This window comes from Chryseobacterium sp. C3 (genome assembly GCF_014218905.1).
Lineage (GTDB): Bacteria > Bacteroidota > Bacteroidia > Flavobacteriales > Weeksellaceae > Chryseobacterium > Chryseobacterium mucoviscidosis.
The window spans coordinates 400,526-426,548 of record NZ_JACLCU010000001.1 but is presented as its reverse complement, the minus strand read 5'-3'; the positions used below and the strand labels follow the sequence as shown (position 1 = coordinate 426,548).

Here is a 26,023-nt window from a genome sequence, read left to right as displayed (position 1 = left end):
AATACTTTAAAATAAAAATTACTGTTCTTCTTTATGAACAGCAGTAAAATATTGTCTAAAAATAAAAGAAAATACATGAAAATTAAATTTGCCCTAATGACTGCTCTTTTTGCTTTTTCTTATGCTTTTTCACAGGAAGTAAGACCGGAATTACGAAACTATTCCAAAAAAGTGGACAGCATTGTAGTAGCAGAAAAGTCTAAAATGAATATGGAGCTGGATGATCTGGATAAAAGCTACAGAGAAAACAAAATAAGCACTGATGAAAAGCAGAAGCAGAGAAAGGAAATCGCGACGAAATACGAAGAAATCATCAACGAAAAAATAAACAGCCAGAAAGAAGAGCTGGAAAATGCAACCAAAGGCATTGTGAAAGATGTTGTGATGGGAAGATCCGGAAAACAGTCTATTGAAGTTTTAGCTCAAAATAATGCACTTCTCACGCTGAACACCTCTGGGAATAAAACAAAAAAAGACCTTTTACGTACTACTGATTTCAATATCGGTTTCAGCTTGATGAATCTTACCAAATCATCATCTTCCCTTACAATAGGCAATAAGGAGTCTGAGATAAGATTAGGAAATTCTATGTCAACGCAGATGGAACTCAGGATAACAAGACAACTCGGCTCTTTGGTTTCTCCTGTATTCTACCGTATCGGTTTAGGATATCGTGCAGATCCTTTATCTCCGGAAAAACCAAAAATTTTCACACAGCATAACAATGAACTTTTTATTTCCGATTTTAATACTTTCGCCGAAGGAAGTTTAAAAAAATCATATCTCAAAAATCACTATTTTCTGGTTCCGATTGATTTTGTATTTGTCTTAAATCCTAAATATACCGTAGAAAACAATGAAAAAATGCTGGATAATTCCAAAGGAAATTTCAGAATCAGTGCAGGCGTTTACGGAGGCGTAAGATTTCTTACCCAAAACTATATCATTTACAAGAATGAAGAGAACAACCGCGTAAAATACAGAGAAAACATTCCGGACGCTGTTAATGCTTTTCTTTTTGGGGGCAAATTGTCTTTAGGATACGGTCCGCTTAATATTTTCGTGAAAAAAGATTTCACACCCATATTTAACGATCAGGCAAAAATTAATAATAAATATGGCGTTCAGATAGGATTGGAGCTGTTATATATCAATTTTTAATATGAATCTTCATCATAGAAAAACACACTTTTTGAAGTGTGTTTTTTTTTGTATTTTGGCACTTTAAGAAATATGAAAAATATTCAGTTATTAGGATTGATATTGGTGGTTGCAGGAAGTTTTCTGCCGCTTGTTCACGTTCCCATCATCGGAAACTGGAACTATTGGAAGCTCGATCATTCTCTGGCAATAATCTGTTGGATTTTGTCGGCAGGAGCCCTGTTTGGTATTGCAAACAATAACGCAAAAGTTTCGAAGATTTTTGGAGTTCTTTTAGTCGTCCTGTTTATTTTTACACTCATCGCTGTAAAATTTCAGGCTTCAGATTACTTCAGCTTTATGCCGTTTAAATCCTGGCAGGATAAACTGGCAGGAATTGTAAAGTTAAAATGGGGCTGGATATTAGAATTTTTAGGAGCATTCATGATCATTTTGGTTAAAAATAATAAAGTAAAAGCATAATTCACGTATGAATTTTTTTAAAATATTTTCGATCGGAGTATTTTTTCTTGGTGCATCTTACGTAAATGCACAGACGAAGGTAACAGCAAAAAATAAACCTGTTGACAATCCTGCAAAATGTGCCAACATCAAAGAAGGAAAATTCTTTAGAATGAATTATCCTCCCAATCTTTGGTACATGACCGTAAAAGATAATATACAGACCGAATATTATAACGACGGTAAAGATTTTATAAAATTATCCATGGTTTTTGTAGGAGACTGCGATTATAAATTAGTCGTTGTTGAAAAAAGTGAAAAAGAACATCCCATAAAAGTTGGCGATGTTTTAAGCAATAAAGTCCTTGCCACGCAGGATAATTATGTAAAAATCCAGTCAAAATTCGAGAACGATACCTACGATTTTGTCTTGGTAAAAGTAAAAGAAAATAAAAAATAAACAGACGAATCATCCGGTTCGGCTTCAACTAAACGTAAAAAAATAGAATTATAAAAAATGAAAGAAGTATTCATCGTTTCCGCAGTAAGAACTCCGATGGGAAGTTTTTTGGGAAGTTTATCAGCAGTTCCTGCAACTAAACTGGGAGCAGTTGCTGTAAAAGGAGCATTAGACAAAATCGGTATGGATCCTAAGCAGGTTCAGGAAATCTATATGGGGAACGTTTTACAGGCGGGAGAAGGACAGGCTCCGGCGCGTCAGGTTGCTTTGGGAGCAGGGCTTTCAAACGAAACACCTTCTACCACGGTAAATAAAGTTTGCGCATCCGGAATGAAAGCAGTTTCCATGGCGGCACAGGCAATTAAAGCAGGAGATGCAGACGTAATTGTTGCAGGAGGGATGGAAAACATGTCCTCAGTTCCACATTACTACAACGCGAGAAACGCAACAAAATTAGGCGATGTAAAAATGCAGGACGGAATGGTTCTGGACGGACTTACTGACGTTTACAACAAAGTTCACATGGGAGTTTGTGCAGAAAAATGCGCAACAGATTACAGCATTTCAAGAGAAGAGCAGGATAATTTCGCCATAGAATCTTACAAAAGAGCGGCAAAAGCCTGGTCTGAAGGTAAATTCGCTGATGAGGTTGTTCCTGTGGAAATTCCTCAGAGAAAAGGAGATCCAATCGTTTTTGCAGAAGATGAAGAATATAAAACCGTAAATTTCGACAGAATTCCTTCACTTCCTACAGTATTCAAAAAAGAAGAAGGAACAGTAACGGCAGCAAACGCTTCTACATTAAACGACGGAGCTTCTGCTTTAATCCTTGTTTCTAAAGAAAAAATGGAGGAACTGGGACTTAAGCCTTTGGCAAGAATCGTTTCTTACGCAGATGCAGCACAGGCTCCTGAAGATTTTACAACAGCACCTTCAAAAGCTTTACCCATTGCGCTTAAAAAAGCAGGTTTAGAGCTTACAGACATCGATTTCTTCGAATTCAACGAAGCTTTCTCTGTTGTAGGTTTGGCAAACAACAAAATCTTAGGGCTGGATGCTTCTAAAGTAAATGTGAACGGTGGAGCCGTGGCAATTGGTCACCCTCTTGGAAGTTCAGGATCAAGAATAATTGTGACTCTCATTAACGTTTTGAAGCAGAACAACGGTAAATACGGTGCCGCTGCAATCTGTAACGGAGGTGGCGGTGCTTCTGCAATCGTTATCGAAAATATGCAATAATCATTTATATTGATACATTCAGAATCCGGAAGTTTTACTTTCGGATTTTTTTTTGGAGCTTTTTCCCGCTTTCCGCACTCGCTATTTTGGGATTCGGCGGCGGCAAAAGCCGCCGCCGAATCCCAAAATGAGCTCAGACAAATGCTTCAATCGGGGCTAAAATTCCAGCCATCCATAGAAATTATCGGTAAAAATCATTTGAAAGATTAAAAAACTTTTAAAAATCAAACTCAATTAAAAAAATACAATGCCTAATTGATGTAGAACGTTTTTTCGTCCGAAAAATAGTCAGACACAACAGGAATCATTTCGGATAAATTGCGTATGAGGAAAAACCATTTTACACACTCCAACTTTAACGGAATAATAAAATTTCCTCCAAACAAAATAAAAACCTCCGAATATTCAGCGGTTTTGCTATTTTTGTGTTTATTAATATTTATTTGAAATGTCTGAAATTGAGAATCTGCAAACTCAAAATATAAAGAATAATCCAAAGATCATGAAAGCCTGGGCGGTTTATGACTGGGCAAACTCCGTTTATTCTTTGGTAATTACCTCTACTATTTTCCCTATTTACTATTCTATTCTTACCACAGCGTACGAAAAGAAAGAATATGTGGCGGAAACAAAATCCTGGATTGATGTCCCTGTAAGACACATGATTAAGATCTTCGGAAAAGAATATCAACCCGATGCTGTGTACGGATATTCCTTAACGATTTCCTTCTTTGTAGTGGTTTTATTATCTCCGTTTTTATCTTCTTTGGCAGATACGATCGGGAACAAAAAATCCTTCCTTCAGTTCTTCTGCTATCTTGGAGCAACTTCCTGCATGGGATTGGCAATGTTTACAGGAATGCACAACGTATTCTTAGGATTACTCTTCAGCATTACCGCAAGTGTCGGATTTTGGGGAAGTCTGGTATTTTACAACTCCTTTTTACCGGACATTGCGACAAGAGACAAACAGGATGCACTTTCCGCAAAAGGATACGTTTACGGATATATCGGATCGGTAGTTTTGGTAATAATCTGTTTACTTTTAATTCAGGTTTTTGCAAAAGGCGCTGCACAACAGTTACTTTTCACAAGAATCAGCTTTTTATTAACCGGAGCATGGTGGTTCGGTTTTTCTCAGTATACCTTCAAACATTTGCCTCAGTTCGGGGATGTGAAAGAAAAACTTCCGAAAGACTTAGTCCTTTTAAACTATAAAAACATCTTCAAAAGACATAAAGAACAGGGTGGGTTCTTCGAAGTTTTAAAAGACAATTTAAGCTTCTATAAAGATATTGCCAAAGAAAGCTTTCATGAATTGTTTAAAGTAGGAAAAGGTCTTTTCAAAGATAGAAACCTGAAATTTTTCCTTTCCAGCTTCTTTTTTTACAGCGTAGGAATGCAGACCATTTTCCTGATGGCAACCCTGTTTGGTAAAAGTGAGATCAATCTTCCGCAGGATAAACTGATCGGAACACTCTTGGTCATTCAGATTGAAGCCATCATCGGAGCCGTAATATTCTCAAGATTATCCAGAAAAATCGGAAACAAAAATGTCATCACCATTGCTATTATTCTTTGGATCGTTGCCTGCATCTGGGCATATTTCCTTAACAAAGAAAACCCTACAGTAGAATATCAGTTTTATGGTGTAGCTGCTGTGGTTGGTTTGGTAATGGGAGGACTTCAGGCAATGTCCAGATCTACCTATTCCAAACTTTTACCGGAAAACTCAATGGAAAACACAACATTTTTCAGTTTTTACGATGTTCTGGAAAAAATTGCCATCATCGTGGGAACATTTGTTTTTGCTTTATTTATCGATAAATATGATTCTTTAAGAGCCATTTTTGCTAAAATTGATGTTATGCTGCCTTCTGCTTCAGGAATGAGGTTCGCAGCATTTTCAATGGCATTGTTTTTCTTTGTCGGATTAATTTTAATACGATTTTTGAAGCTCAATACCCAGAAAAAATAATTGAAATTATATTTTTAAAAAACTTAAGGCGCTGATAAAGCGTCTTTTTTATTTTATCATCATGAGAAATTATATATTTTATGGGATAATTAAATTTTTCATTACTTTTAACAATTAAAAAATGTGAAAATATTATTATTTATTCACTGTGCTTTGATTTTTTTTGTTTATTTGCAAATCTAATAAGTCGTTAAAATGATTAAGAAATTTCTAACTCTCTGTATTTTGCAGTCTGCGGTTTTTGGCTTCTCCCAAAACATGAGACCTGTAGCCCAAAAAGTCTCGGAATACCATACCCAAAAGAAGAACTTTGAAAAGTTCGATTTATTCACCATCAAGAAAAATTCAGAAAAACTTGCCGAATACAAAAGAGCGGCAACCGATATTTCTGTGCTGAATATTGATGCGAAACAGCTTAAAAAGTTAGTTCAGGAAAAACCCGAATATCTCGAAATTTCTTTTCCTTTCGATGGCAGATTAATTACCCTGGAACTATACAAAAATCAGATATTTACAAACGATTTTAAAGTGACCACCAATAAAGGCGAAATCGTAGATTATACACCCGGAGCATATTATCAGGGAATTGTAAAAGGAGACAATCAGTCGATAGTAGCGTTCAGCTTTTTTGAAGACGATGTGGTAGGAGTGGCTTCCACCCCCGAACTGGGAAATGTAATTCTCGGAAAAGTTAAAAATTCTACAGACTTTGTAAGCTATTCAGATTCAAAACTTACAGGATTAAATCCTTTTGTCTGCGGCGTGGATGAATTAACGGATAATCACAATCAAAAAATATCTTTCGATCCGGATGCCAAGAAAACAACAGGAAAGGTCATGACGCAAAACTGCGTAAGAATTTATTACGAAGTTTGCTACACACCTTACACAAACAACGGATCTAATACAACCACCACAGCGAATTGGTTAACCGCAATCCATAACAATATCTCAACGCTTTACAGCAATGATGATATCAAAATCGCTTTAAACGAAATTTACGTATGGACAACGGCAGATCCTTATACAGGAACACCAAATGCGAATCTGGCAAGTTTCAGAACCAACAGGCAGACTTTTAACGGTGATCTGGCTCATTTGGTCAATCAGCCCTCTACAACAAGTGTTGCTTACATCAATTCTCTTTGTACAACAAACAGACATGCTTATTCCGGAGCTTCACAAACATATAATAATGTTCCTGTCTATTCCTGGACCATCGAGGCGATGACTCACGAAATGGGGCACAGTTTAGGTTCGCCTCATACTCATGCGTGTGCGTGGAACGGAAATTCAACAGCAATCGACGGATGCGGAACACAGGCTGGTTACCCTGAAGGAACCTGTGCAACAGGACCTATTCCTTCTTCTACAGTGAAAGGAACCATCATGAGTTACTGTCACTTAGTTTCAGGAGTAGGAATTAATTTTGCAAACGGTTTCGGTCCTCAACCGGCAGCTTTGATCAGAAATACAGTAGAATCCAAACCTTGTTTAGGAATGAATTGTACAACGGCATGTTCTACAACGGTGACTTCACTTTCTGTTTCCAACATTACACAGATTTCAGCAAACGCAGCATTTACCGATGCCACATCTGCTTCATGGAAATACAGACTGACGAAATATGACGGTACCATTGTTACTAACGGAACAACTTCTACACAATCTTTAAGTTTGGCAAATCTTCAGCCCGCAACCTACTATCTTTTATCAGTAGGAACAAACTGTTCTGCAGGATACCAGAGAACACAGATGTTTTTAACAGATGGAGACTGGTGCGACGGAGCGCAGTTTACAGACACAGGTGGAACCACTTCCAACTACGGAGACAGCCAGACTATTGTGAAAACTTTTTACCCAAGTTCAGGAGCTTTAACGATGAATTTTACAGAATTCGGTCTTGAGCAGGATTATGATTTTATGTATATTTATAACGGTCCTTCTACAAGTTCTCCTTTGTTTGCGAATGGAAATGGTTTAACAGGAACTGCTTTACCGGGAACATTTACATCTACCCATCCTTCCGGTGCAATTACGGTAAGATTCGTGTCTGATCCTGCAGTGAATGACATTGGCTGGAAAGCAAACTTCTCCTGTGCGGTTTTGGCGGTGGAAGATGTAAATACGAAAGACAATACTGTCAATATTTATCCGAATCCGGCAAGAAACATCATTACAATTTCTTCAAAAGATGCTTTAAAATCATTCAAGATTTATGATGAAGCAGGAAGATTAATTAAATCTGAATCTTCATTAAAAGGCAATAAACATGATGTGACTATTTCTTCCATGCAGACAGGAAACTATGTGGTAACGGTAGAAACAGAAAAACAGAAAATTACCAAAAAGCTGATTAAGCAGTAATTTTAAGCTTCTTCATTCTTTAATAATAAACTGCGGACAGACAGTTTTTAAATATAATGTAAAAAAGCCTGATTTTTTCAGGCTTTTTTTGTATATTTATAGTAATAGGAATCCTGATTTTAGATTTAATTAAAATTTAAGAATATTTTGCTGTTAAAATTTGTTAGAATTCGGCGCGGGATTTGCTTATATTCACAAGAATAGTATTAAATTTGCAAAAAAATTTATTTAAATAAATGACAAACCCATTATTTTACGCAAAAATTCTTTTGTTCGGAGAATACGGAATCATAGAAGATTCCCAAGGTTTGACATTACCTTATAGCTTCTATAAAGGTACCCTCAAGTTCTCTTCACTGGATTCCGAATTTGAAAAAAAATCCAATGATCATCTTAAAAAATACGCAGATTACCTGCAGAATTTAGCACTTCCTGAAACTTTTGAGCTTAATGTTTCAAAGTTTAAAGAAGAAATTTCTGAAGGATTATTTTTCGACAGCAATATTCCTCAGGGATATGGAGTAGGAAGTTCCGGTGCTTTGGTTGCCGCAATTTTCGAAAGATATTCTGTTTCCAAGCATGAGCCTGAAAATATTTCAAAAGATGAACTGAAAAGTCTTCGAACAGTTTTTGGCTTAATGGAAAGCTATTTCCACGGAAAAAGCTCAGGAATTGATCCTCTTATCTGTTATATGAATCTTCCGATTCTTATCGAAAGCAAAGAAAGTGTAGATAAAGTTGCCATTCCTGAAAGCGAAGCCGGAAAAGGGGCAATATTTTTAATCGACTCCGGAATGACGGGAGAAACAGGACCGATGGTTCAGATTTTCTTTGAAAAAATGAAGACCGAAGGTTTCAGAAAAACCCTGAAAGAAGAATTTATCCGTTACAACAATGCTTGTATTGATGCATTCCTTAAAAAAGACATGAATCCGTTTTTCAGAAATCTGAAAAAGCTTTCTCACTGGGCGTATGAACATTTTCGTCCGATGATTCCCGAAAGTTTATTTAATGTCTGGAAAAAAGGACTGGATTCCAATGCATATTATTTAAAACTCTGCGGAAGCGGCGGAGGTGGTTATATTTTAGGTTTCACCAAAGATTACGAAAAAGCAGAAAAAATGCTTGATGGCTTCCATAAAGAAGTGATTTACAGATTCTAAAAATTGTTGTGAATGAATTCTGAAAAAGAAACTTTCCAACAGAGAAATTATATTCAAAAATCTTTTTTTTACAGATTTTCACAATTCGTGGGCTTTCTTTTGGGAGCTCGCTTTTTTGTTGCCGTCCTGCTGATTTTCGCCCTCTATGTTTCAACATTTTTCCTCTTTAATCAGGATGAAAATTTCAGAAAATTCGTATTCGATTTTAAAGTTCACGGGATTATTTTCTGTACGGTTCTTACGATTCTTGCCGGAGGAATTATCAACCAGTTTTACGATTTCGAAAAAGATCATGTTGTAAAGCCTTTCAGAACGAGGATTCAGAGTTTCATTAAGCAGAAATATTTTCTCTATGCTTACCTCGTTTTAAGCGTAATTTCTTTGGGAGTTGCATGGATGATTTCGCATAATGTTTTTGCGTTTTTTGTAGTTTATCAGTTCTTTATGTGGTTTTACAGCCATAAACTCAGCCGGATTTTAGTATTAAACAACCTCACTTTTGTAAGCCTTACATTATATCCTTTTTTCGGAATGATGGTGTATTATGAAACCTTTTCGAAGAAAGTTTTACTCATGGCGGTTTTTCTTTTTCTGATTCTTTTATGCATTGATATTGTAAAAGATACGTTAACAAAAAGCGTTGATAAAGCGTTTGGATACACAACAATTCCCAATTATTTTAAAAGCAGGAATACCAAAACAATTATCGTTTCTCTGCTTATCATTACCATGGCAGTATCCATGAAGCTGATCATGAAAACAGGAATTGCAGGATTCATGGCGTATTATTTTACTGCCGGATTATTTATTTTCATCCTTTGTGTTTACCTTATTTTAAATCATACAAGAAAAAGCAATTTCGTCACGCTTAATATTCTCAGAATTTGGGTTTTTATTGGGATAATCGCAATGCTTCTGAACGGGCTGGAAGGTAAATTATAAAAAATTTTCTTTATAAAACCTGATCCTTTTCTTACCTTTGCAGAACCTTAAATTAATAAAAAGTAATGCCCATTTTTAACGATACTAAAGTCGCATTTGCGGATAAATCCGATGCACAGTTAAGAAAAGCGTATTGGATGTTCAAAATGATTGAGCAGCCTTCTCTTACAAAAATTGGAACTTCTGTTCTTAATTTCACCGTTCATAATAGTTTTCCTTTCGTTACCGGAATTGTAAAAAACACTTTGTTTGAGCAGTTTTGCGGAGGTGAAACCCGTGAAGAAAGTATGAAGGTAGTGAAACAACTGTTCAGAAGAGGAGTCGGAAGTATTTTCGATTATTCTATTGAAGGTAAGGAAGACGAAGAAACTTTTGATGCGGTTTGCAAAGAGATCAAAGATATCGTAAGATTTTCTGTAGGAAATCCGGCAATTCCGTTTATCGTTTTTAAACCTACAGCTTTCGGAAGAATTGATTTGTACGAGGCTGTCGGAAAAAATGCTGAACTCACAACAAGCCAGAAAGAAGAATGGGATAGAGTGGTAAAAAGGTTTGATGAAGTCTGTAAACTTTGCCACGAACACGACAAAAAAGTAATGGTGGATGCCGAAGAAACCTGGATGCAGGATGCAGCAGACCATCTTTGCGAAGAGATGATGGAGAAATACAATCAGGAAAAGCCGATTGTATGGAATACCATTCAGATGTACAGAACCGGAAGACTGGAGTATATGGAAGCGCATCTTCAGCGCGCGAGAGAAAAAGGTTATTTTATCGGGTATAAAATCGTTCGCGGAGCCTATATGGAAAAAGAAAGAGCAAGAGCCGCAGAAAAAGGCTATGCAGATCCTATTCAGCCGACAAAAGATGCTTCCGACAAAAATTACAATGCAGGAATTGATTTCGTTATGAATCATTTAGACAAAGTTTCGGCATTTTTCGGAACCCACAATGAAATTTCTTCAGAGCTTGTCATGGATAAAATGAAAGCTAAAGGACTGGAAAACGGAAATCCTCATATCTATTTCGGGCAGCTTTACGGGATGAGCGACAATATTACGTTCTATCTGTCAGATAAAGGCTATAATGCGGCAAAATACCTTCCTTACGGACCTGTAAAAGACGTTGTGCCATATCTTACCAGAAGAGCACAGGAAAATACTTCTGTTGCGGGGCAAACCGGTCGTGAACTGGGGCTGATTAAAAAGGAACTCGAAAGAAGAAAAGCAAGCAGATAAATTTTAAAGATAAATTTCTAAGCCTTACAATATTTTGTGAGGCTTTTTTATGATCTAAATATAAGTTGATTGAAATTTTGAAAAATGAACGGTTTTAAAGATCATTTAAGGCTCAAAACTTTCAAATTTTCCGTTTTCGTAGAAAATGACGATTCTTTTAATCTTATTTTTCTGATTTTCAATAGCTTGAGCAATAATTTCATCATTACTTTTTTCTAATCGCTGAGAATCCGATATTTTCTCGTGAGCTTTACTTTGATCCGATATAAACGATTCCTGACGATCCATTTTTGGCGGTTCTATTTCTGTTTCTTCACTGCCAAAACTTTCATCATTATTTACCATCGTAAAAAGATCGGGGAGAGAAGTTGTTCTTGGTTTCTCTTCTTCATAGCTTTCTTCTTCCAGTTCAGGAATGTCCGAGTCGGGAAGCTCAGATTTCAGCATTTCACCTTCACCCGTAATCAGCCAGTCCCAAAGAATTTCAGGAAAGCGCGATTTTATTTTAATGATAAACTCGAGCGACGGCTTATTTCTTCCGGAAGTAATGTGGGAAATAGAAGATCGCTGTACTTCAATTTCATCTGCAAACTCCGAAGAAGAAAGATTAGAATATTCGATAACTTTTGAAATTCTCTCGTTTAGACTCATAAAACCATTCTTAAAACGTGTTACAAATGTAAATAAATAAATTTACAAATGCAAATCGATATAATAAACAAATGTAAATTAAAATAAACTACATTTGTAAACTTAGCAAACATCTAAAAATCAGCATTATAATCAATTGATAAAAATCCAATTCTAAATTTTACAAAAGTTTATCCACAGTTAAATCATTAAAATCAATAAAATTTTGCTGAAAACGTCGATAACTTATTGATAAGTTATGTTCATATAAACACCATTATTGATGTAATAAACATAATTTTGTTGCGGTTTAATACACTGTATCATCAAATACAGATAATGTACTTAAAATAACAGATAAATGCTTTATAATAGGGTAAAATGAACGTTTTACTTTTGTAAAATACAGCTTTTAAACGCTTTTGGACTGGGTTTTGTATTATTTTAATGTAAAATATGGTTATTGATATTTTTTAAGATTTACCAGATTAAATTTCTGAAATTAAAAACAGAAATAATTTAGTAGAAGACTGTATTTTCCGATGATTTACATTTGTATACAGTGTTTTATTCAAAGTTTTCAACAATAGTTTTGTTTAACAAATTTCCTCATATTTCTTTAAAACAAAGACTTTTACTACTTAAAGTAATATTCAAATATTTATTTAATTAAACTTTATAAATTACTGAAATTGAGTTATTTAAAATATAATAATTAAATTATTATCAATCCACAATTTTATCAACAGACATTTTGTCACAACCAATTGTTTAATTATTTCACAAATGTAAAATTTAATTTTTCCATAAAAAAGCCTTAAATTTGACTATTGTAAACTATTTATATGAACTTCGAACAGATCTATTTACAAAATCCAAATTTCCCAAATCGCTATATTTCCCCTGAAAAATTATTTTCTTACCTACAGACTAATCTCAGTGATTATATAAAACAGATCGGAACGTCTTATTTAGAAAAACCGATTTATAAGTTAACAGTCGGAACAGGAAATATTAATATTCTTGCCTGGTCACAAATGCACGGCAATGAATCCAACGCAACACACGCGATGCTCGATTTGCTCGTGTCTTTAGATAAAGCTCCGGAATTGAAAGAAGAATTGTTCAGCAAAATTCAGCTTGATTTTATTTTTATGCTAAATCCCGACGGATCCGAAAAATGGACAAGATTAAATGCAGCCGATATCGATCTGAACAGGGACTTTCATAACGAGGCCAGTAAAGAGATCAAATTCTTAAAAAATACGGTGGCTTCAAAAAAATATGATTATGCGCTGAATCTTCATGAGCAGAGAACAATTTTTACAACAGACGGAATTCATCCGACAACGTTGTCTTTTTTGGCTCCCTCAGAAAATGTTGAAAGAACCGTAACCGAAAACCGGAAAAAATGCATGGCGGTAATTGCAGAAGTTTATCAGCATCTGAAAGAATTAATCCCGAATCAGATCGGAAGATATTCTGATGAATTTTATCCGACTTCCACAGGCGATAATTTTATAAAAGCAGGAATGCCGACTATCTTATTTGAAGGCGGACATTTTGTAGACGACTACACCAGAAAGGGAACCCGAAAATATTACACGGTTGCTTTATATTATGCGTTAAAAGCGATTTCAGAATTAAATTCCGAAACAACAGGTTGGGAAACCTATCTCGAAATTCCGGAAAACAGGGAAACACATTACGATATCATTTACAGAAATGTGAAGCTGAATACAGATCATGAATGTATTTTAGACGTAGCGGTTCAGTACCGTGAAATAAAAGAAGAAGTAAAAGATGAAATCTCATTCATTCCTTTTGTCATGGAAGTGGGAGATGTAAAGAAGAAAAAAGGCTGGCTCGAAATCGACTGTACCGGAAAGAAATTTGTCTCAGAAACAAAATATCCAAAGTTGGATGCAGAAGTCAATTTTACAATAGAAGACTGAAAATAAAAAAAGCGGAATCAATATTCCGCTTTTGTTTTATATAAATAGACTGTTCATTCAGAAAGGAAGTCTGTACAATTACAGATCCTTTATTTCATTAAAACAGAAATTAGTTTATGACTTTAATTCCGTTGGCTACAAATCTGATCTCTTCTTTCGGAGTTTTGATCGCATCGATTTCAGACTGAGGCTTTTTAGCATCTTCTGCATAATGTTTCTGTTCGTCTACAGAAGTTATTTTTCTTTCCGCAGTTCCGTCCAGAACAACAGTTTTACCTTTTAAAGCAGTAGGAACAAAGAATGCATAATCCTTCATTTTTACAAAAAACTGAGAGTTATCTTCTGTCTGGATCGTTAACCAACATCCTTTTTTATCGCAAACGTCTGTTACCTTTCCTTTTACGGCAACGTTTTCTACTTTTTTATCTTTTTTAAGCTTTTTGCTCAGCTTATCTACGGAGATTGCTTTAGATTCTACATTTGAAGCAACTCCGCCACCGTAAACATCACCTACAAGAGCATTTCCTGCAGGAGGTCCGAATTTTTTTGTTTCCTGTGCAAAAGCTAAAGACGAAGCACTCACGGCTACAGCAAATAATATCGCTTTGAATTTCATTTGAATTATTTTTTTCAAAAGTAATAATAAAATTCTGAACGGCAAACATTAAAAATTTGATAAAAAACAGGTTCAATCTTTCAGAATTTGAATGTATTTTCTTAAGACCAGCTTTGTTTTGTATTTTTAACACGGGGTTCGCAAAGATTTGGATCAATTTTGAAGAAATTCCGTTCGAAATGTCGTTTCACTCAGCGAATGATAAAAATATATAATTGATTATTTAATTTTTTTTATGTGATAATGTATTGAAATTAAGGTGTCTAAAAATTGTTTTCAAAATATAATTTTGCTATCATTTGCTGAGTGAAACGCCCTTGCGAACCAAAAATAATTAATGTTATTTTAATAAAAACCTTGTGGTCATTGCGTTGAATATCATTTCATAGAAAAATCCGGCGAATATTAAATAAAACAGAAAATAATCCTATAAATATTTATATTTGGAATCTACAATCAATTATGCAGAAAAAACTAAAACTTTGGGATGCCATTATGCTGGTAATGGGATCCATGATCGGAAGCGGAATTTTTATTGTTGCCGCAGATATGATGCGGAATCTTGGCTCAGGATTCTGGGTAATCGTGGTTTGGATTATTACAGGAGTCATGACCGTTGCAGCTGCCATCAGTTACGGAGAACTTTCGGCGATGTTTCCAAAAGCAGGAGGACAATACACTTATCTTAAAGAAATTTTCGGAAGAAAAATGGGCTTTTTGTATGGATGGGGATTGTTTACGGTCATTCAGACAGGAACAATTGCTGCCGTTGCCATGGCTTTCGGGAAATTTACAGCCTATCTCGTTCCCGCTTTAAATGATGCAGCTCCGATTTTCCAGAGTGGCGAATTTAAAATTACATGGATCCAGATTTTAGCAATTGCTACTATCATTTTATTAACCCAGCTCAACACAAGAGGCGTTGAAAGCGGAAAATTATTACAGAATATCTTTACAGGATCCAAAATCATAGCGTTACTGGGACTTATTGCTACAGGATTTATTCTGGTGGATATTTCGCATTTATCGGATAATTTCAGTTTTGGGTATGATGCTTTCAGCAACCTTAAAAAAGACATTTCAGGAAATTTTCTGAAAGAAGGCTGGGAACCCATCGGAGGAATGACTTTACTGGGCGGAATTGCTGCCGCAATGGTAGGCTCCGTTTTCAGTTCGGTAGCCTGGGAAAGTGTAACCTTCGTTTCCGGAGAAATTGAAAATCCAAAGAAAAATGTGGTAAAATCCATGATCTACGGAACATCTGCCGTTATGATTTTGTACATCGCCGTCAATTACGTTTACCTGAATGCTTTAGACAGAGATTCCATTGCTTTTGCGGAAAACGACAGGGTAGCGGTGGCTGCTTCACACTTCATTTTCGGAAATGCAGGAACGGCAATTATTGCGGTTTTGGTCATGATCTCAACGTTCGGATGCAATAACGGACTGATCTTAGCCGGAGCAAGAGTGTTTCAGACGATGGCAAAAGACGGAATGTTTTTCAGACAGGCAGAGCAGAACAACAAAAACAATGTGCCCGCAAATGCACTCTGGATGCAGGGAATCTGGGCTTCCATTTTATGTCTGAGCGGACAGTACGGAAATTTGCTGGATATGATCTCTTTCGTCATTGTTTTATTTTACATGATTACCGTTTTCGGCGTTATTTACCTGAGAATAAAACAGCCGGATCTGGAAAGACCTTACAAAACATGGCTGTATCCGGTGACTCCGATTATTTATTTATTGATCGGGACAGGTTTCTGTATCTTATTGCTCATCTACAAACAGCAATATACATGGCCCGGTTTTCTCATGGTTTTACTCGGACTTCCCGTGTATTATTTAATTAATATGAATAAAAAAACTGAAAAATAAAATTTTGAAATATTTATCTATAGGATTTTTCTTTCTGTCACTGAATTTATTTTCTCAGAAAATTAGCGGAAATTATTTTGCGGTAGAAAAGAAGTGTAAAATGGAGATCAGTATAAATCCTCAAAAAAACTATGAATTAAGAATCAACAATAAGATCCGATTAAAGGGAAAGATTAAGGTATATAAAGAAGATACAGTGACTTACCTTGATTATGGACATATCAGTTCTATGTATGATCGCGACACCATTTATATTCAAAATTCGGGCAATGCAATGAATCCGTACTGGCACTTTAAAGAATGTGATATAAAGTATATCCGTCTTGCCAAAATGAAATAATTTTATAAAGTTGTTCGCAAAGTTGGGCAGCTTTTTTTTGGAGCTTTTTCCAGCTTTCCATTACAATCTTTTTTCCAAAAAGGATTTTCATTGCAATCTGGGCTAGGATTTTTCTGTATAATTTCAATTTTTGTCCACTAAATCCATCAAAAACAGGAAAATAAATCAGAAGTCCCGAAAGATTCCCCTCCTCTGGAGGGGTGGCAAAAATTTTAATAAAATTTTTGACGGGGTGGTTTAGAAATCCCGAAATCTTTAAAAATATTTAAAATCACTGAATTTCTCCGTTGATTACAAACAACCCTGTTTTAAATCTCCGGAGTTCTCCGGAAGTCTCCCGCAGTTTGCAGGAAACCACAGAACTTCTCCGTTGATTACAAACAATCCTGTTTTAAATCTCCGGAGTTCTCCGGAATTCTCCCGCAGTTTGCAGGAAACTACAAAACTTCTCCGTTGATTACAAACAACCCTGTTTTAAATCTCCAGACCTCTCCGGAAGTATCCCACAGTTTGCAGGAAACCACAGAACTTCTCCGTTGGTTACAAACAATTCTGTTTTAAACCTCCGGAGTTTTCCGGAAGTCTCCCACAATTTATTTGAAACCATCGTACATGAATATTGTAGACAACTGATCCTTAAATTCTAAGGTTCTAAAAATTCCCCTCCTTCGGAGGGGTGTCAAAAATTTCAACGAAATTTTTGACGGGGTGGTTTAAAAATCAAAAATCTGTTTGATCTTTTATTAATTCATGTAATCTCAAGCCAATGCTGCATTAAAAAAGAAAAATTTAAACAACAATCAATAATATTATCTCATTTTTTTCCTTAAAAATGATTAATTTGGTAGTATCTTTCAAAGAATTAAGTTCTATGAAGTAAAAAATTAAGAAGGAGAAATCATGGACACACCAAATTACAGAATGCCTTTTGTTCCGTCGACTTTAATGACGGAAGGAGGAAGCATAGAAACCTGCGACATGGGAGAAAGCATCGCGCACAATATTATGCTGCTCATCACCACCAAAAAAGGCGAAAACAGATACGATGAAAATTACGGAAACGACGTCTGGAACCTTGAATTCGATAACGGCATTACAAGCGCAGTCTGGGAAGCCGTTTTCATCAGAAGTCTCAAAAGGCAGATTCAGGAATACGAACCCAGAATCGTTCAGCCACAAATCGATGCACACATCCAGATCGTGGAACACAGCTACGACACAAAAGAACATACCGAAATCAAAAAAAAGGTAAAAATCGCCATCAATGCCAAAATGGAGCATTCCGGAGAACGTTTCAGCTTTTCTACAGAACTTTTCCTGAGTCCGATGTCGATTGATTAAATTCTATAACCACCACCAAATCCTATGAATTTAGAACAGAATATTTATTCCAAAGAATCCGTAAAAGCGAGGATGCTTCAGAATGCCACAAAAGTCTGGGGATTGAAAAGCCCGCAATCTCTTGATCCGTTCGTTAAATTATTAATTGATGCATTCAGCACGGAAGTATTCAAAGCGAACAACGAAATACAGACCGTTAACGCCAGAATTTTAGAAAAACTGGCAAAATTATTAACGCCTTCCATTTATACACATCCGATTCCGTCTCATGCGATTGCGTTTACGCAACCTTATGAACCGTCGGAAATTTTATTGGAGCATACCGAGTTTTTCTTTAAAAAACAGATGACTTCCACCATAAAATCAGAATCGGACAAGCAGATTAATATTCCTTTTACGCCAATCGGAAATATAAGAATCAACAAAATACAGACCGCCATCATGTTTGTAGGAAATACCTGCTACGGAATTGATGACCGGCTGAATAAAATTCCCATTGCAAGATTTCAGGGAAGACCGGAAGATTACCGTAAAGTGACCATCGGAATTGATGTTTCAAAATACTCAAACGAAACTTTTCCTAAAAATGTGAGCATTTACTGCTCAAATCCTGCTTTCGAACATCTTGATTTTACCTATAAATTATTGCCTTATATCACAGTTTCGTCCAACGGAAATCCGTTATTTGTAAAAGAAGGTTTAACTTATTACAAAAACAATCAGGCAGAAGGATATGAGCAGATGTTTCGCGAACAGTCTATTCAGAATAAAATTATTGAAGATATTAAAAGTGTGTATCATCATAAATTCATTGAGATTTCCGGACTTTCAACCTCATTATTTTCAGAACCGGGACAGCTTCCCGAAAATCTCAGTTATGTAGATTATAAAGAAGAAATTACAAAATATATCGACGGAAAACGTTATCTGTGGCTTACTTTCGAATTTCCGCCGCAATTTTCTGCTGAAATTCTGGATAATTTTTCTTTTGTTTTGAATGCTTTCCCGATCTATAACCGCGGCTGGAAAAAAACGGAATACAGCTTAGACATCATGGGAAATAATATTCCTCTCGTAACGGATGAAGGCGAACATTTTCTGTATGTAGATGAGGTCCAGGATGGTGACGGAAGAAAATACACCGAAATTCCTTTCACCCCGAATGACGATCTCCGAAAAGGTTTATACACCGTAAGAAAGGGAGGAATGGAGCGTTTTACGAACCGGAATGCTGTTGATATGATAGCCAATGTTCTGGAACTCACTAGAGACGAAATTGCAGCTTTCTCTTTACTGAACCGGGATAACGTGAAAGGCGTTCTTAGCGAAATGTCCGACAAAATGAAATCCATGGTTCAGAAGGTAAACAATGCCAAACGAAGCATTAAACAGGAGCTGAACTATGTGATTATGGAGCCTGTTGATAAGACAGATCATACCTATGCTTCATTCTGGATCACGCATTCTACATTAGCCAATCATATGCGTCCCGGAACGGAACTTTCCAATCAGTTGAAATCACAGACGCTGGTTCTTTTAACGGAAACGATCGGCGGAGCGGAAGAACAGAAGGGAACCGACAGTATTCAGGCTTATAAATATGCTTTAACCACAAGAGACAAGATCATTTCTCTGGAAGATGTGAAAAACTATTGCCGAATGGTTCTTAAAGACGAGCTGAAAGAGGTGAAAGTGACGCGAGGAACCATGATCAGCAATAAACCGAAAGAAGGTTTCATCCGAACGGTTGAGGTAGAGATCATTCCGCAGAATTATTCTTTCTACGGAAGAGCTTACTGGGAAAATATGGCGAATGTTTTAAGGAATCAGATTATTTCCAAAGCCATCGACGGAATTGAATATCTGGTAAAAGTAACGAATGAAGATTTGGATTTTTAGTGATTGTTTAGGATATTCTCAATAAAAATGGATGAATTCTCAGACGATCTTAGGATGACTTGGCGAAATCTTCAGCATATTTATTTGAAGGAATATAAAAGCAGTGAGTATTAGAATCCTGTCATCCTGAACTTGTCGAAGGATCTCCAGCTAAATAACCTCAGTTCGGGATAAGAAATAAATTTAAATAATTGATTTATAATGTTGTATTATTTTATCGCAAAGAAAAACAAAAGATTTTTTTTACTTATTGAAAGTTGGTAAGCTAAACAAAGGCACTTCGTTTATTTAAAAAAGACAAAAATGATATTACTTTGATCAATTTTACGCCTTTGTATATCTTAAAAGGTGAATTCCTGATAATTGAATCTCTTTGTTTATTGCGTTTAAGAAGACTTATCCCGAACTCAGGTTAAATAATAAAAATTTCGGGCAAACCAAAGGTTTGCCCGAAACTTATTAAAAAAAACTATTGTTTAAAATAACTGATCCATAAGAATCACCTCTCTGTTTTCCAGTAAAGGAACAATCTGTTCGGCTACAACTTTCTGGTAATGCTCAGAATTTTTATGGAATTCCACTGCATCGGCATTTTTATACCCTTCAAACAATACCAAAGTATGATCGTCAGATTGGCTTTGATGTACTTTATAGAAAAGATTTCCTTCTTCCTGTGAACTTTTTTCTGCTGCCTGTTGTGCCAACTGCAGAACGGCATCCAGTTTTCCTTCTTTTACCTGCCATTTGGCACAGATATATACTGCTTTCTGATCCATTCTTATTAAATTTAAAGCTAAATTAAGCGTTTTTCGCTTCCAAAAGAGCCACTATTTTTTCTCCTACACCTTTTGCAGAAGCCGGATTTTGTCCGGTCACGATATTTCCGTCGGCAATGCTGTTGGCAGACCATGGTTCTGCTGCATGGAAAATCGCACCCTGCTCCGTTAAGGCAGTCTGAAGATCAAAAGCAACATCCGCTTTTGCATAACTCTCTTCTTCCGCAGTGGTAAATGCAGCAATATTCTTACCATTCACCAGATAACTTCCATCGCTTAATTTTACATTCAGAAGCGAAACGGGACCATGACAAACCGCTCCCACAACACGGTTGCTTTCATAAAAATCGGCAAGTACTTTTTTAAGTTCCGGCGCTTCCGCCATATCCACCATCGGAGCTAGACCTCCCGGAACAAACACGGCATCGTAACCGGAAGTGTTTACCTCAGACAGTTTTTTTGCACTGTGCATATCTTCCCAGCCTTTTCCCGTTAAAAATTTTAGGTTCTCCGGATCATCTGCTAAATTTAATCCGTCCAGAAACGGAGACTCACCGGTTAAGCTGGCAAAATCGATCTGGTAACCTGCATTTTCAAATTCTGCATAAGGATGCGCTACTTCAGGCAGGAAAGTTCCTGTTCTTTTATTGTTCGGACCGATAGAATTCGCGTTGGATACAACGATTAATACTTTTGGATTCATGACATTCAATTTTGTTTGTTAAAAATATTTGTTTGATCTTTTTGAAATTACCTGAATTTCTACAGCAAATATATGCCGATCCAATGCTTCGTTCGAAGGACTGAAGTCACAAAAAAAGTGTGATCCAAATCACACTTCTGCATTTTATTCTATTGTTTTTTATATTTTATTGGGAGCTTTTTCCCGCTTTCCGTTACAATTCCTCATTGCGCGGCTCCGCTTCGCTCCGCCGCTCCATTGCGGGATTTTCTCTACAATCGGGGCTATGGCGGAAGTTATTCCTTTCAATATCTGAAACAATATGCATCAAGTCTGTCTTTAATCTAGTCTTTAATATATTGGTACTCTTTGTGCAAAAAATTAGTGACATTAGTGTTTAAAAAGATTCTTAATTTGTCTTTTATTTCGTATTCGCGATGTCACTCTGAGCCTGTCGAAGAGTCTTTTATAACCATTATTGTTAAGATCCTTTCAGGATAACAAAAATGCTGGAAATGCATTTGAGAAAGGATAAAAAATTTTAGATTGAAAAAAAATCTGCGTAATCTGTACAATCTGCGGGAGATTATCAAAAAGATTCTTCCTTTCATAATGCTTCGCAAAATTTCAATCAGAATGACATGACTCGTTAAAAATTTTGCTGATTGAAAAGAATTGTTAACAATTATTTATTGTTTTATCTTTCGTTTAGTATTCGCGGTGTCACTCTGAGCCTGTCGAAGAGTCTTTTATAACCATTATTGTTAAGATCCTTTCAGGATGACAAAAATACTGTAAATGCATTTGAGAAATGATAAACAATTTTGCATTGAAAAAAATCTGCATAATCTGCGTAATCTGCGTAATCTGCGGGAGATTATCAAAAAGATTCTTCCTTTCATAATGCTTCGCAAAATTTCAATCAGAATGACATGATTATTAAAAATTTTGCTGAGTGAAAAATTTAAAAACTATTTATTGGTATTAGAATACAGCCTGCTTAAAGTTTCCCTGCTTACGCCGAGATATTCTGCGACATATTTTTTAGGAACTTCCGAAATCAGATCAGGATATAATCTTACAAATTCTTCGTAACGCTGTTGCGGTGTTCCCGACAAAAGCATCATAATTCTCTGTTGAAGCGCAATATAACCGTTCGTTAATTTAATTCTGAAAAAATGATCCATCTTGTGAAGATCTGCTGCGAGTTTATTTCTTCCTTCAAGGGTAAGACTTACCACTTCACCTTCTTTCAGGCATTCGATAAACATTTTGGAATTTTGCTGTTTAAAAAATCCGATATAATCGGACATCCACCAGTTTTTTTTGGCAAACTGAAGAATATGTTCTTTGCCGTTTTCATCAATATAATAGACTTTATAAATTCCGTCAAGAACAAGAAATTCATATTTAACTTCGTCTCCGTCATGAATCAGGAACTGGTTTTTACGGACTTTTCTTAAAGTGAAAAAAGTTTTGACATATTCAAACTCTTCGTCTGTAAGCGGTGTAATGGCTTCGATATGTTCTCGCAGTCGGTTCATGATAATGCTTTATCCGGTGTAAATGTAATTAAAATTCTGAAGAATCTGCTTGAATTTCCAATACAGAAACTGCAAGTCTGTTTAAACTTTTATTTAACCGCAAAAGCCACAAAAGATCTACTAAATTTTTTATTTAAAGTTGATCATTATCAATGAAAAAGCTCACCATAGTTTTTAAAAATTCTTGATTTTTATTCTTTTGAGCGCTTTGATTATTACATAAATTCGCTTTAACATGATCTTTTGTCCCTTTTGCGGTTAATTCTGAAATTAATTTAAACAAGTTTTGCTTTAAAAAGACTGATCTTTTATTGTGAAAATTACAATAAGTAATCAAAGATTCATGAAGAGTAAATTTTTTGTGGTACAGTTGTCATAATAATTTTCTAAGACCATTTAAAAAACAAATGGCTTCCGAATAATTTCGCATCATTTTTGTAAGGATAAACTAACACTTTTTAACACTGAAAATTGCCAAAATTTCCGTAATTTTGCACATCGTGATTTTCAGGTAAAATCACCCCAAATTATGAGTAAATCAACAGAATATATAGAAGTTTACGGCGCACGCGAACATAATCTTAAAAACATCAATGTAAAAATTCCACGCAACGAACTGGTCGTGATTACAGGACTTTCGGGAAGCGGAAAATCGTCATTGGCTTTTGATACGATTTTTGCGGAAGGGCAGCGCCGTTATATCGAAACGTTTTCTGCGTACGCAAGACAGTTTTTGGGAGGTCTGGAGCGTCCCGATGTCGATAAAATAGAAGGATTGTCTCCTGTAATTGCCATCGAACAGAAAACCACCAACAAAAATCCGCGTTCTACGGTAGGAACCGTAACGGAACTGTACGATTTCCTTCGTCTTTTATTTGCCAGAGTTTCCGATGCCTATTCTCAAACGACAGGAAAAAAACTGGTAAGCTATACGGAAGAACAAATCTTAGAAACCATCAAAGAAAATTATAAAGGCGAAAAAATCATGTTGATGGCGCCTGTGGTAAGATCCAGAAAGGGACATTATCACGAACTTTTTGTGCAGATGGCAAAAAAAGGATACGGACAGGCAAGAATAGACGGCGAACTGCAGGATATTGAATATGATCTGAAACTCGACCGTTATAAAACCCACGATATCGACATCGTCATTGACCGCTGGATTATCGGGGAATCTGCTTCCGAAGCGAGAATGGAAAAATCTCTTCGTACGGCGATGGAAATGGGAGAGGGACTGATCGGAATTCAGAAACTGGGAACGAAGGACATCGAATATTTTTCTAAAAATTTAATGGATGCCGAAACCGGTCATTCACTGGCTCTGCCGGAACCGAATACGTTTTCTTTCAACTCTCCGAAAGGAAGCTGCCCGAGCTGTAAAGGTTTGGGAACCATCAAGAAAATCAATACAGATTATTTTGTTGAAAATCCGAAGTTATCCATCAATCAGGGAGGTTTATTGCCTTTGGAAGACTTGAAGTCTAATAAATGGGTACTTTCTCAGATCAAAAATATCTTGGAAATTTTCGGATTGGGAATGGCAACTCCGATTCAGGACATTCCGGAAGAAGCGTTAGACTATATTTATAATGGCTGTCATAAAGAATTCAACAAAGATTTAAAATACGCCGGAATTACCAAGAAAATCAAGATCAGCTTTGACGGTCTGATTCCTTTCATGGAAGAAATTATCGAAGAAAGGGAATCTTATGAAGCGATTCTGCTGGAAAGACATTTTACCACGGAAGAAACCTGTCCTGAATGTAAAGGAACCCGTCTTCAGCCTTCGAGTTTAAGCTTTAAAATCGACGGAAAGAATATTGCGGAAGTTAATGCTTTAAGTTTAATTGATTTAAAGGACTGGCTTGCTGATGTTAAGGATAAATTTTCTGAGAAAAATGCCATCATTGCGCATGAAATTTTAAAGGAAATTGAAACAAGGCTGCAATTCTTATTAGACGTTGGTTTAGATTATTTAAGCCTGAGCAGAAGTTCAAAAACGCTTTCGGGTGGAGAATCTCAGAGAATTCGTCTGGCTACACAGATCGGCTCTCAATTGGTGAATGTTCTCTATATTTTAGACGAGCCTTCCATTGGTTTGCACCAGAGAGACAATGAAAGATTGATTAATTCTTTAAAGAATCTTCGGGATATCGGAAATTCTGTTCTGGTGGTAGAGCATGATAAAGACATGATTCTGGAAGCCGATGAGGTTTTGGATATCGGTCCGAGAGCCGGAAAATTTGGCGGAGAAATTCTGTGGCAGGGAAAACCAAAAGATCTGGTAAAAGCAGATACAATTACGGCGCAGTATATTAACGGAAAAAGAAAAATTGAAGTTCCTGCGGAAAGACGTAAAGGAAACGGAAAAAATATCGTTTTAAAAGGAGCAAGCGGAAATAACCTGAAAAACGTGACACTTGATATTCCTCTGGGAAAACTGGTCGTGGTTTCGGGGATTTCAGGAAGCGGAAAATCGTCGCTTATCAACGGAACATTGTATCCGATTTTAAATAAACATTTTTACAGGGCGGTTCAGGAACCTTTGCCGTACAAAAAAATTGAAGGTCTTGAACACATCGATAAAATTGTAGATGTAGACCAGACTCCGATCGGAAGAACACCGCGCTCAAATCCTGCAACCTACACCGGAATGTTTACCGACATCCGAAATCTGTTTGCGGAATTGCCGGAAAGTAAGATCCGAGGTTATAAACCGGGAAGATTCTCTTTCAACGTAAAAGGCGGAAGATGCGAAACTTGTCAGGGAGGCGGTTTGAAAGTAATTGAAATGAACTTTTTGCCGGATGTGTACGTTCACTGTGAAACCTGCAACGGAAAACGTTTCAACAGGGAAACTCTTGAAGTGCGTTACAAAGGAAAATCGATTTCCGATGTGCTGGATATGACGATTGATGAAGCAGTGGAATTTTTCCAGCCGATTCCGAAGATTTTTGCGAAGGTGAAAACGTTGCAGGACGTCGGTTTGGGTTATATTACGTTGGGACAGCAATCGACCACACTTTCGGGAGGAGAAGCGCAGCGTATTAAGTTAGCCACAGAACTGGCAAAAAGACAGACCGGAAACACCTTATACATTCTCGACGAACCCACAACAGGACTGCATTTTGAAGACGTAAAAATCTTAATGGATGCGATTAACCAGTTGGTGGAATTAGGAAATTCCTTCATCATCATCGAGCATAATATGGATGTGATCAAGTTAGCCGATCATATCATCGACGTTGGTCCGGAAGGAGGAAAACACGGCGGACAGATCGTTGCGCAGGGAACGCCCGAGGAAATTGTGAAGTCGAAGAAGAGTTTGACGGGGAAGTTTTTGAAGAGGGAACTGGAGTAAAATTATATAAAT

General features: G+C 36.4%; 20 protein-coding genes. 15 read left to right on the top strand and 5 right to left on the bottom strand.

The window, feature by feature from the left end; translation table 11 throughout:
* The first annotated feature begins 75 nt into the window (after nucleotides 1–75).
* From H6W53_RS01925 to H6W53_RS01885, 9 genes are all read left to right on the top strand, one after another.
* Nucleotides 76–1,161, top strand: a complete 1,086-nt coding sequence (locus tag H6W53_RS01925) for a coiled-coil domain-containing protein (protein ID WP_185204649.1) — start codon at nucleotides 76–78, stop codon at nucleotides 1,159–1,161.
* A 72-nt stretch (nucleotides 1,162–1,233) separates the two neighbouring features.
* Nucleotides 1,234–1,623: a hypothetical protein gene (locus H6W53_RS01920; RefSeq protein ID WP_185204648.1), complete on the top strand. Its 390-nt coding sequence runs from the start codon at nucleotides 1,234–1,236 to the stop codon at nucleotides 1,621–1,623.
* A gap of 7 nt (nucleotides 1,624–1,630) precedes the next feature.
* On the top strand, nucleotides 1,631–2,062 hold the full coding sequence (locus tag H6W53_RS01915) for a hypothetical protein (RefSeq protein ID WP_116099199.1): 432 nt from the start codon (nucleotides 1,631–1,633) through the stop codon (nucleotides 2,060–2,062).
* 57 nt (nucleotides 2,063–2,119) lie between these two features.
* Nucleotides 2,120–3,301: an acetyl-CoA C-acyltransferase gene (locus H6W53_RS01910; RefSeq protein ID WP_185204647.1), complete on the top strand. Its 1,182-nt coding sequence runs from the start codon at nucleotides 2,120–2,122 to the stop codon at nucleotides 3,299–3,301.
* Nucleotides 3,302–3,749: 448 nt separating this feature from the next.
* Nucleotides 3,750–5,279 carry an MFS transporter gene (locus H6W53_RS01905; RefSeq protein WP_185204646.1) on the top strand — a complete coding sequence of 510 codons (1,530 nt, stop codon included), beginning with the start codon at nucleotides 3,750–3,752 and terminating at the stop codon, nucleotides 5,277–5,279.
* Nucleotides 5,280–5,474: 195 nt separating this feature from the next.
* On the top strand, nucleotides 5,475–7,646 hold the full coding sequence (locus H6W53_RS01900; RefSeq protein WP_185204645.1) for a T9SS type A sorting domain-containing protein: 2,172 nt from the start codon (nucleotides 5,475–5,477) through the stop codon (nucleotides 7,644–7,646).
* Between the two features lie 236 nt (nucleotides 7,647–7,882).
* Complete coding sequence (locus H6W53_RS01895) at nucleotides 7,883–8,809, top strand: mevalonate kinase (protein ID WP_076390124.1); 927 nt, start codon at nucleotides 7,883–7,885, stop codon at nucleotides 8,807–8,809.
* Nucleotides 8,810–8,821: 12 nt separating this feature from the next.
* Entirely contained in the window at nucleotides 8,822–9,751 is a 930-nt protein-coding gene (locus tag H6W53_RS01890) for a UbiA family prenyltransferase (RefSeq protein ID WP_185204644.1), read from the top strand.
* 65 nt (nucleotides 9,752–9,816) lie between these two features.
* Nucleotides 9,817–10,989 (top strand): proline dehydrogenase family protein, encoded by a 1,173-nt coding sequence (locus tag H6W53_RS01885; protein ID WP_108410153.1) that lies wholly within the window; start codon nucleotides 9,817–9,819, stop codon nucleotides 10,987–10,989.
* A gap of 105 nt (nucleotides 10,990–11,094) precedes the next feature.
* On the opposite strand, the gene H6W53_RS01880 is transcribed toward H6W53_RS01885, so the two are convergent.
* A complete protein-coding gene (locus tag H6W53_RS01880; protein WP_185204643.1) occupies nucleotides 11,095–11,640 on the bottom strand; it encodes a helix-turn-helix domain-containing protein in 546 nt (181 codons plus the stop codon).
* Nucleotides 11,641–12,464: 824 nt separating this feature from the next.
* Here H6W53_RS01880 and H6W53_RS01875 point away from each other — a divergent pair.
* Complete coding sequence (locus H6W53_RS01875; protein WP_185204642.1) at nucleotides 12,465–13,574, top strand: M14 family zinc carboxypeptidase; 1,110 nt, start codon at nucleotides 12,465–12,467, stop codon at nucleotides 13,572–13,574.
* Between the two features lie 109 nt (nucleotides 13,575–13,683).
* Here H6W53_RS01875 and H6W53_RS01870 read toward each other — a convergent pair whose 3' ends face one another.
* The gene (locus H6W53_RS01870) at nucleotides 13,684–14,190 is read right to left on the bottom strand and encodes a DUF4920 domain-containing protein (protein WP_087710325.1); all 507 of its coding nucleotides are present in this window, start codon (nucleotides 14,188–14,190) and stop codon (nucleotides 13,684–13,686) included.
* A 462-nt stretch (nucleotides 14,191–14,652) separates the two neighbouring features.
* Between H6W53_RS01870 and H6W53_RS01865 the strand changes: the two genes are divergently transcribed.
* The 4 genes from H6W53_RS01865 (at nucleotide 14,653) to H6W53_RS01850 (ending at nucleotide 19,648) form a co-directional block, all read left to right on the top strand.
* On the top strand, nucleotides 14,653–16,068 hold the full coding sequence (locus tag H6W53_RS01865; protein WP_185204641.1) for an APC family permease: 1,416 nt from the start codon (nucleotides 14,653–14,655) through the stop codon (nucleotides 16,066–16,068).
* Nucleotides 16,069–16,072: 4 nt separating this feature from the next.
* A complete protein-coding gene (locus H6W53_RS01860) occupies nucleotides 16,073–16,408 on the top strand; it encodes a hypothetical protein (RefSeq protein ID WP_185204640.1) in 336 nt (111 codons plus the stop codon).
* Between the two features lie 900 nt (nucleotides 16,409–17,308).
* Complete coding sequence (locus H6W53_RS01855) at nucleotides 17,309–17,749, top strand: GPW/gp25 family protein (protein ID WP_185204639.1); 441 nt, start codon at nucleotides 17,309–17,311, stop codon at nucleotides 17,747–17,749.
* A 24-nt stretch (nucleotides 17,750–17,773) separates the two neighbouring features.
* A complete protein-coding gene (locus H6W53_RS01850; protein ID WP_185204638.1) occupies nucleotides 17,774–19,648 on the top strand; it encodes a type VI secretion system baseplate subunit TssF in 1,875 nt (624 codons plus the stop codon).
* 476 nt (nucleotides 19,649–20,124) lie between these two features.
* Here H6W53_RS01850 and H6W53_RS01845 read toward each other — a convergent pair whose 3' ends face one another.
* The 3 genes from H6W53_RS01845 to H6W53_RS01835 form a co-directional block, all read right to left on the bottom strand.
* A complete protein-coding gene (locus H6W53_RS01845) occupies nucleotides 20,125–20,424 on the bottom strand; it encodes a putative quinol monooxygenase (RefSeq protein WP_185204637.1) in 300 nt (99 codons plus the stop codon).
* Nucleotides 20,425–20,446: 22 nt separating this feature from the next.
* On the bottom strand, nucleotides 20,447–21,127 hold the full coding sequence (locus H6W53_RS01840) for a type 1 glutamine amidotransferase domain-containing protein (RefSeq protein WP_185204636.1): 681 nt from the start codon (nucleotides 21,125–21,127) through the stop codon (nucleotides 20,447–20,449).
* A 950-nt stretch (nucleotides 21,128–22,077) separates the two neighbouring features.
* Entirely contained in the window at nucleotides 22,078–22,650 is a 573-nt protein-coding gene (locus tag H6W53_RS01835) for a Crp/Fnr family transcriptional regulator (RefSeq protein ID WP_087710313.1), read from the bottom strand.
* 529 nt (nucleotides 22,651–23,179) lie between these two features.
* Between H6W53_RS01835 and uvrA the strand changes: the two genes are divergently transcribed.
* Nucleotides 23,180–26,011 (top strand): excinuclease ABC subunit UvrA, encoded by a 2,832-nt coding sequence (gene uvrA, locus H6W53_RS01830; protein ID WP_185204635.1) that lies wholly within the window; start codon nucleotides 23,180–23,182, stop codon nucleotides 26,009–26,011.
* Nucleotides 26,012–26,023 lie beyond the last annotated feature (12 nt).

Bases quoted from the DNA above. Each gene is read 5' to 3' on its own strand.
- H6W53_RS01915 (WP_116099199.1), top strand. From the start codon at position 1,631: ATGAATTTTTTTAAAATATTTTCGATCGGAGTATTTTTTCTTGGTGCA.
- H6W53_RS01920 (WP_185204648.1), top strand. From the start codon at position 1,234: ATGAAAAATATTCAGTTATTAGGATTGATATTGGTGGTTGCAGGAAGT.
- H6W53_RS01900 (WP_185204645.1), top strand. From the start codon at position 5,475: ATGATTAAGAAATTTCTAACTCTCTGTATTTTGCAGTCTGCGGTTTTT.
- H6W53_RS01895 (WP_076390124.1), top strand. From the start codon at position 7,883: ATGACAAACCCATTATTTTACGCAAAAATTCTTTTGTTCGGAGAATAC.
- H6W53_RS01885 (WP_108410153.1), top strand. From the start codon at position 9,817: ATGCCCATTTTTAACGATACTAAAGTCGCATTTGCGGATAAATCCGAT.
- H6W53_RS01905 (WP_185204646.1), top strand. From the start codon at position 3,750: ATGTCTGAAATTGAGAATCTGCAAACTCAAAATATAAAGAATAATCCA.
- H6W53_RS01865 (WP_185204641.1), top strand. From the start codon at position 14,653: ATGCAGAAAAAACTAAAACTTTGGGATGCCATTATGCTGGTAATGGGA.
- H6W53_RS01880 (WP_185204643.1), bottom strand. From the start codon at position 11,640: ATGAGTCTAAACGAGAGAATTTCAAAAGTTATCGAATATTCTAATCTT.
- H6W53_RS01875 (WP_185204642.1), top strand. From the start codon at position 12,465: ATGAACTTCGAACAGATCTATTTACAAAATCCAAATTTCCCAAATCGC.
- H6W53_RS01855 (WP_185204639.1), top strand. From the start codon at position 17,309: ATGGACACACCAAATTACAGAATGCCTTTTGTTCCGTCGACTTTAATG.
- uvrA (WP_185204635.1), top strand. From the start codon at position 23,180: ATGAGTAAATCAACAGAATATATAGAAGTTTACGGCGCACGCGAACAT.
- H6W53_RS01840 (WP_185204636.1), bottom strand. From the start codon at position 21,127: ATGAATCCAAAAGTATTAATCGTTGTATCCAACGCGAATTCTATCGGT.
- H6W53_RS01835 (WP_087710313.1), bottom strand. From the start codon at position 22,650: ATGAACCGACTGCGAGAACATATCGAAGCCATTACACCGCTTACAGAC.
- H6W53_RS01890 (WP_185204644.1), top strand. From the start codon at position 8,822: ATGAATTCTGAAAAAGAAACTTTCCAACAGAGAAATTATATTCAAAAA.
- H6W53_RS01845 (WP_185204637.1), bottom strand. From the start codon at position 20,424: ATGGATCAGAAAGCAGTATATATCTGTGCCAAATGGCAGGTAAAAGAA.
- H6W53_RS01850 (WP_185204638.1), top strand. From the start codon at position 17,774: ATGAATTTAGAACAGAATATTTATTCCAAAGAATCCGTAAAAGCGAGG.
- H6W53_RS01870 (WP_087710325.1), bottom strand. From the start codon at position 14,190: ATGAAATTCAAAGCGATATTATTTGCTGTAGCCGTGAGTGCTTCGTCT.
- H6W53_RS01925 (WP_185204649.1), top strand. From the start codon at position 76: ATGAAAATTAAATTTGCCCTAATGACTGCTCTTTTTGCTTTTTCTTAT.
- H6W53_RS01910 (WP_185204647.1), top strand. From the start codon at position 2,120: ATGAAAGAAGTATTCATCGTTTCCGCAGTAAGAACTCCGATGGGAAGT.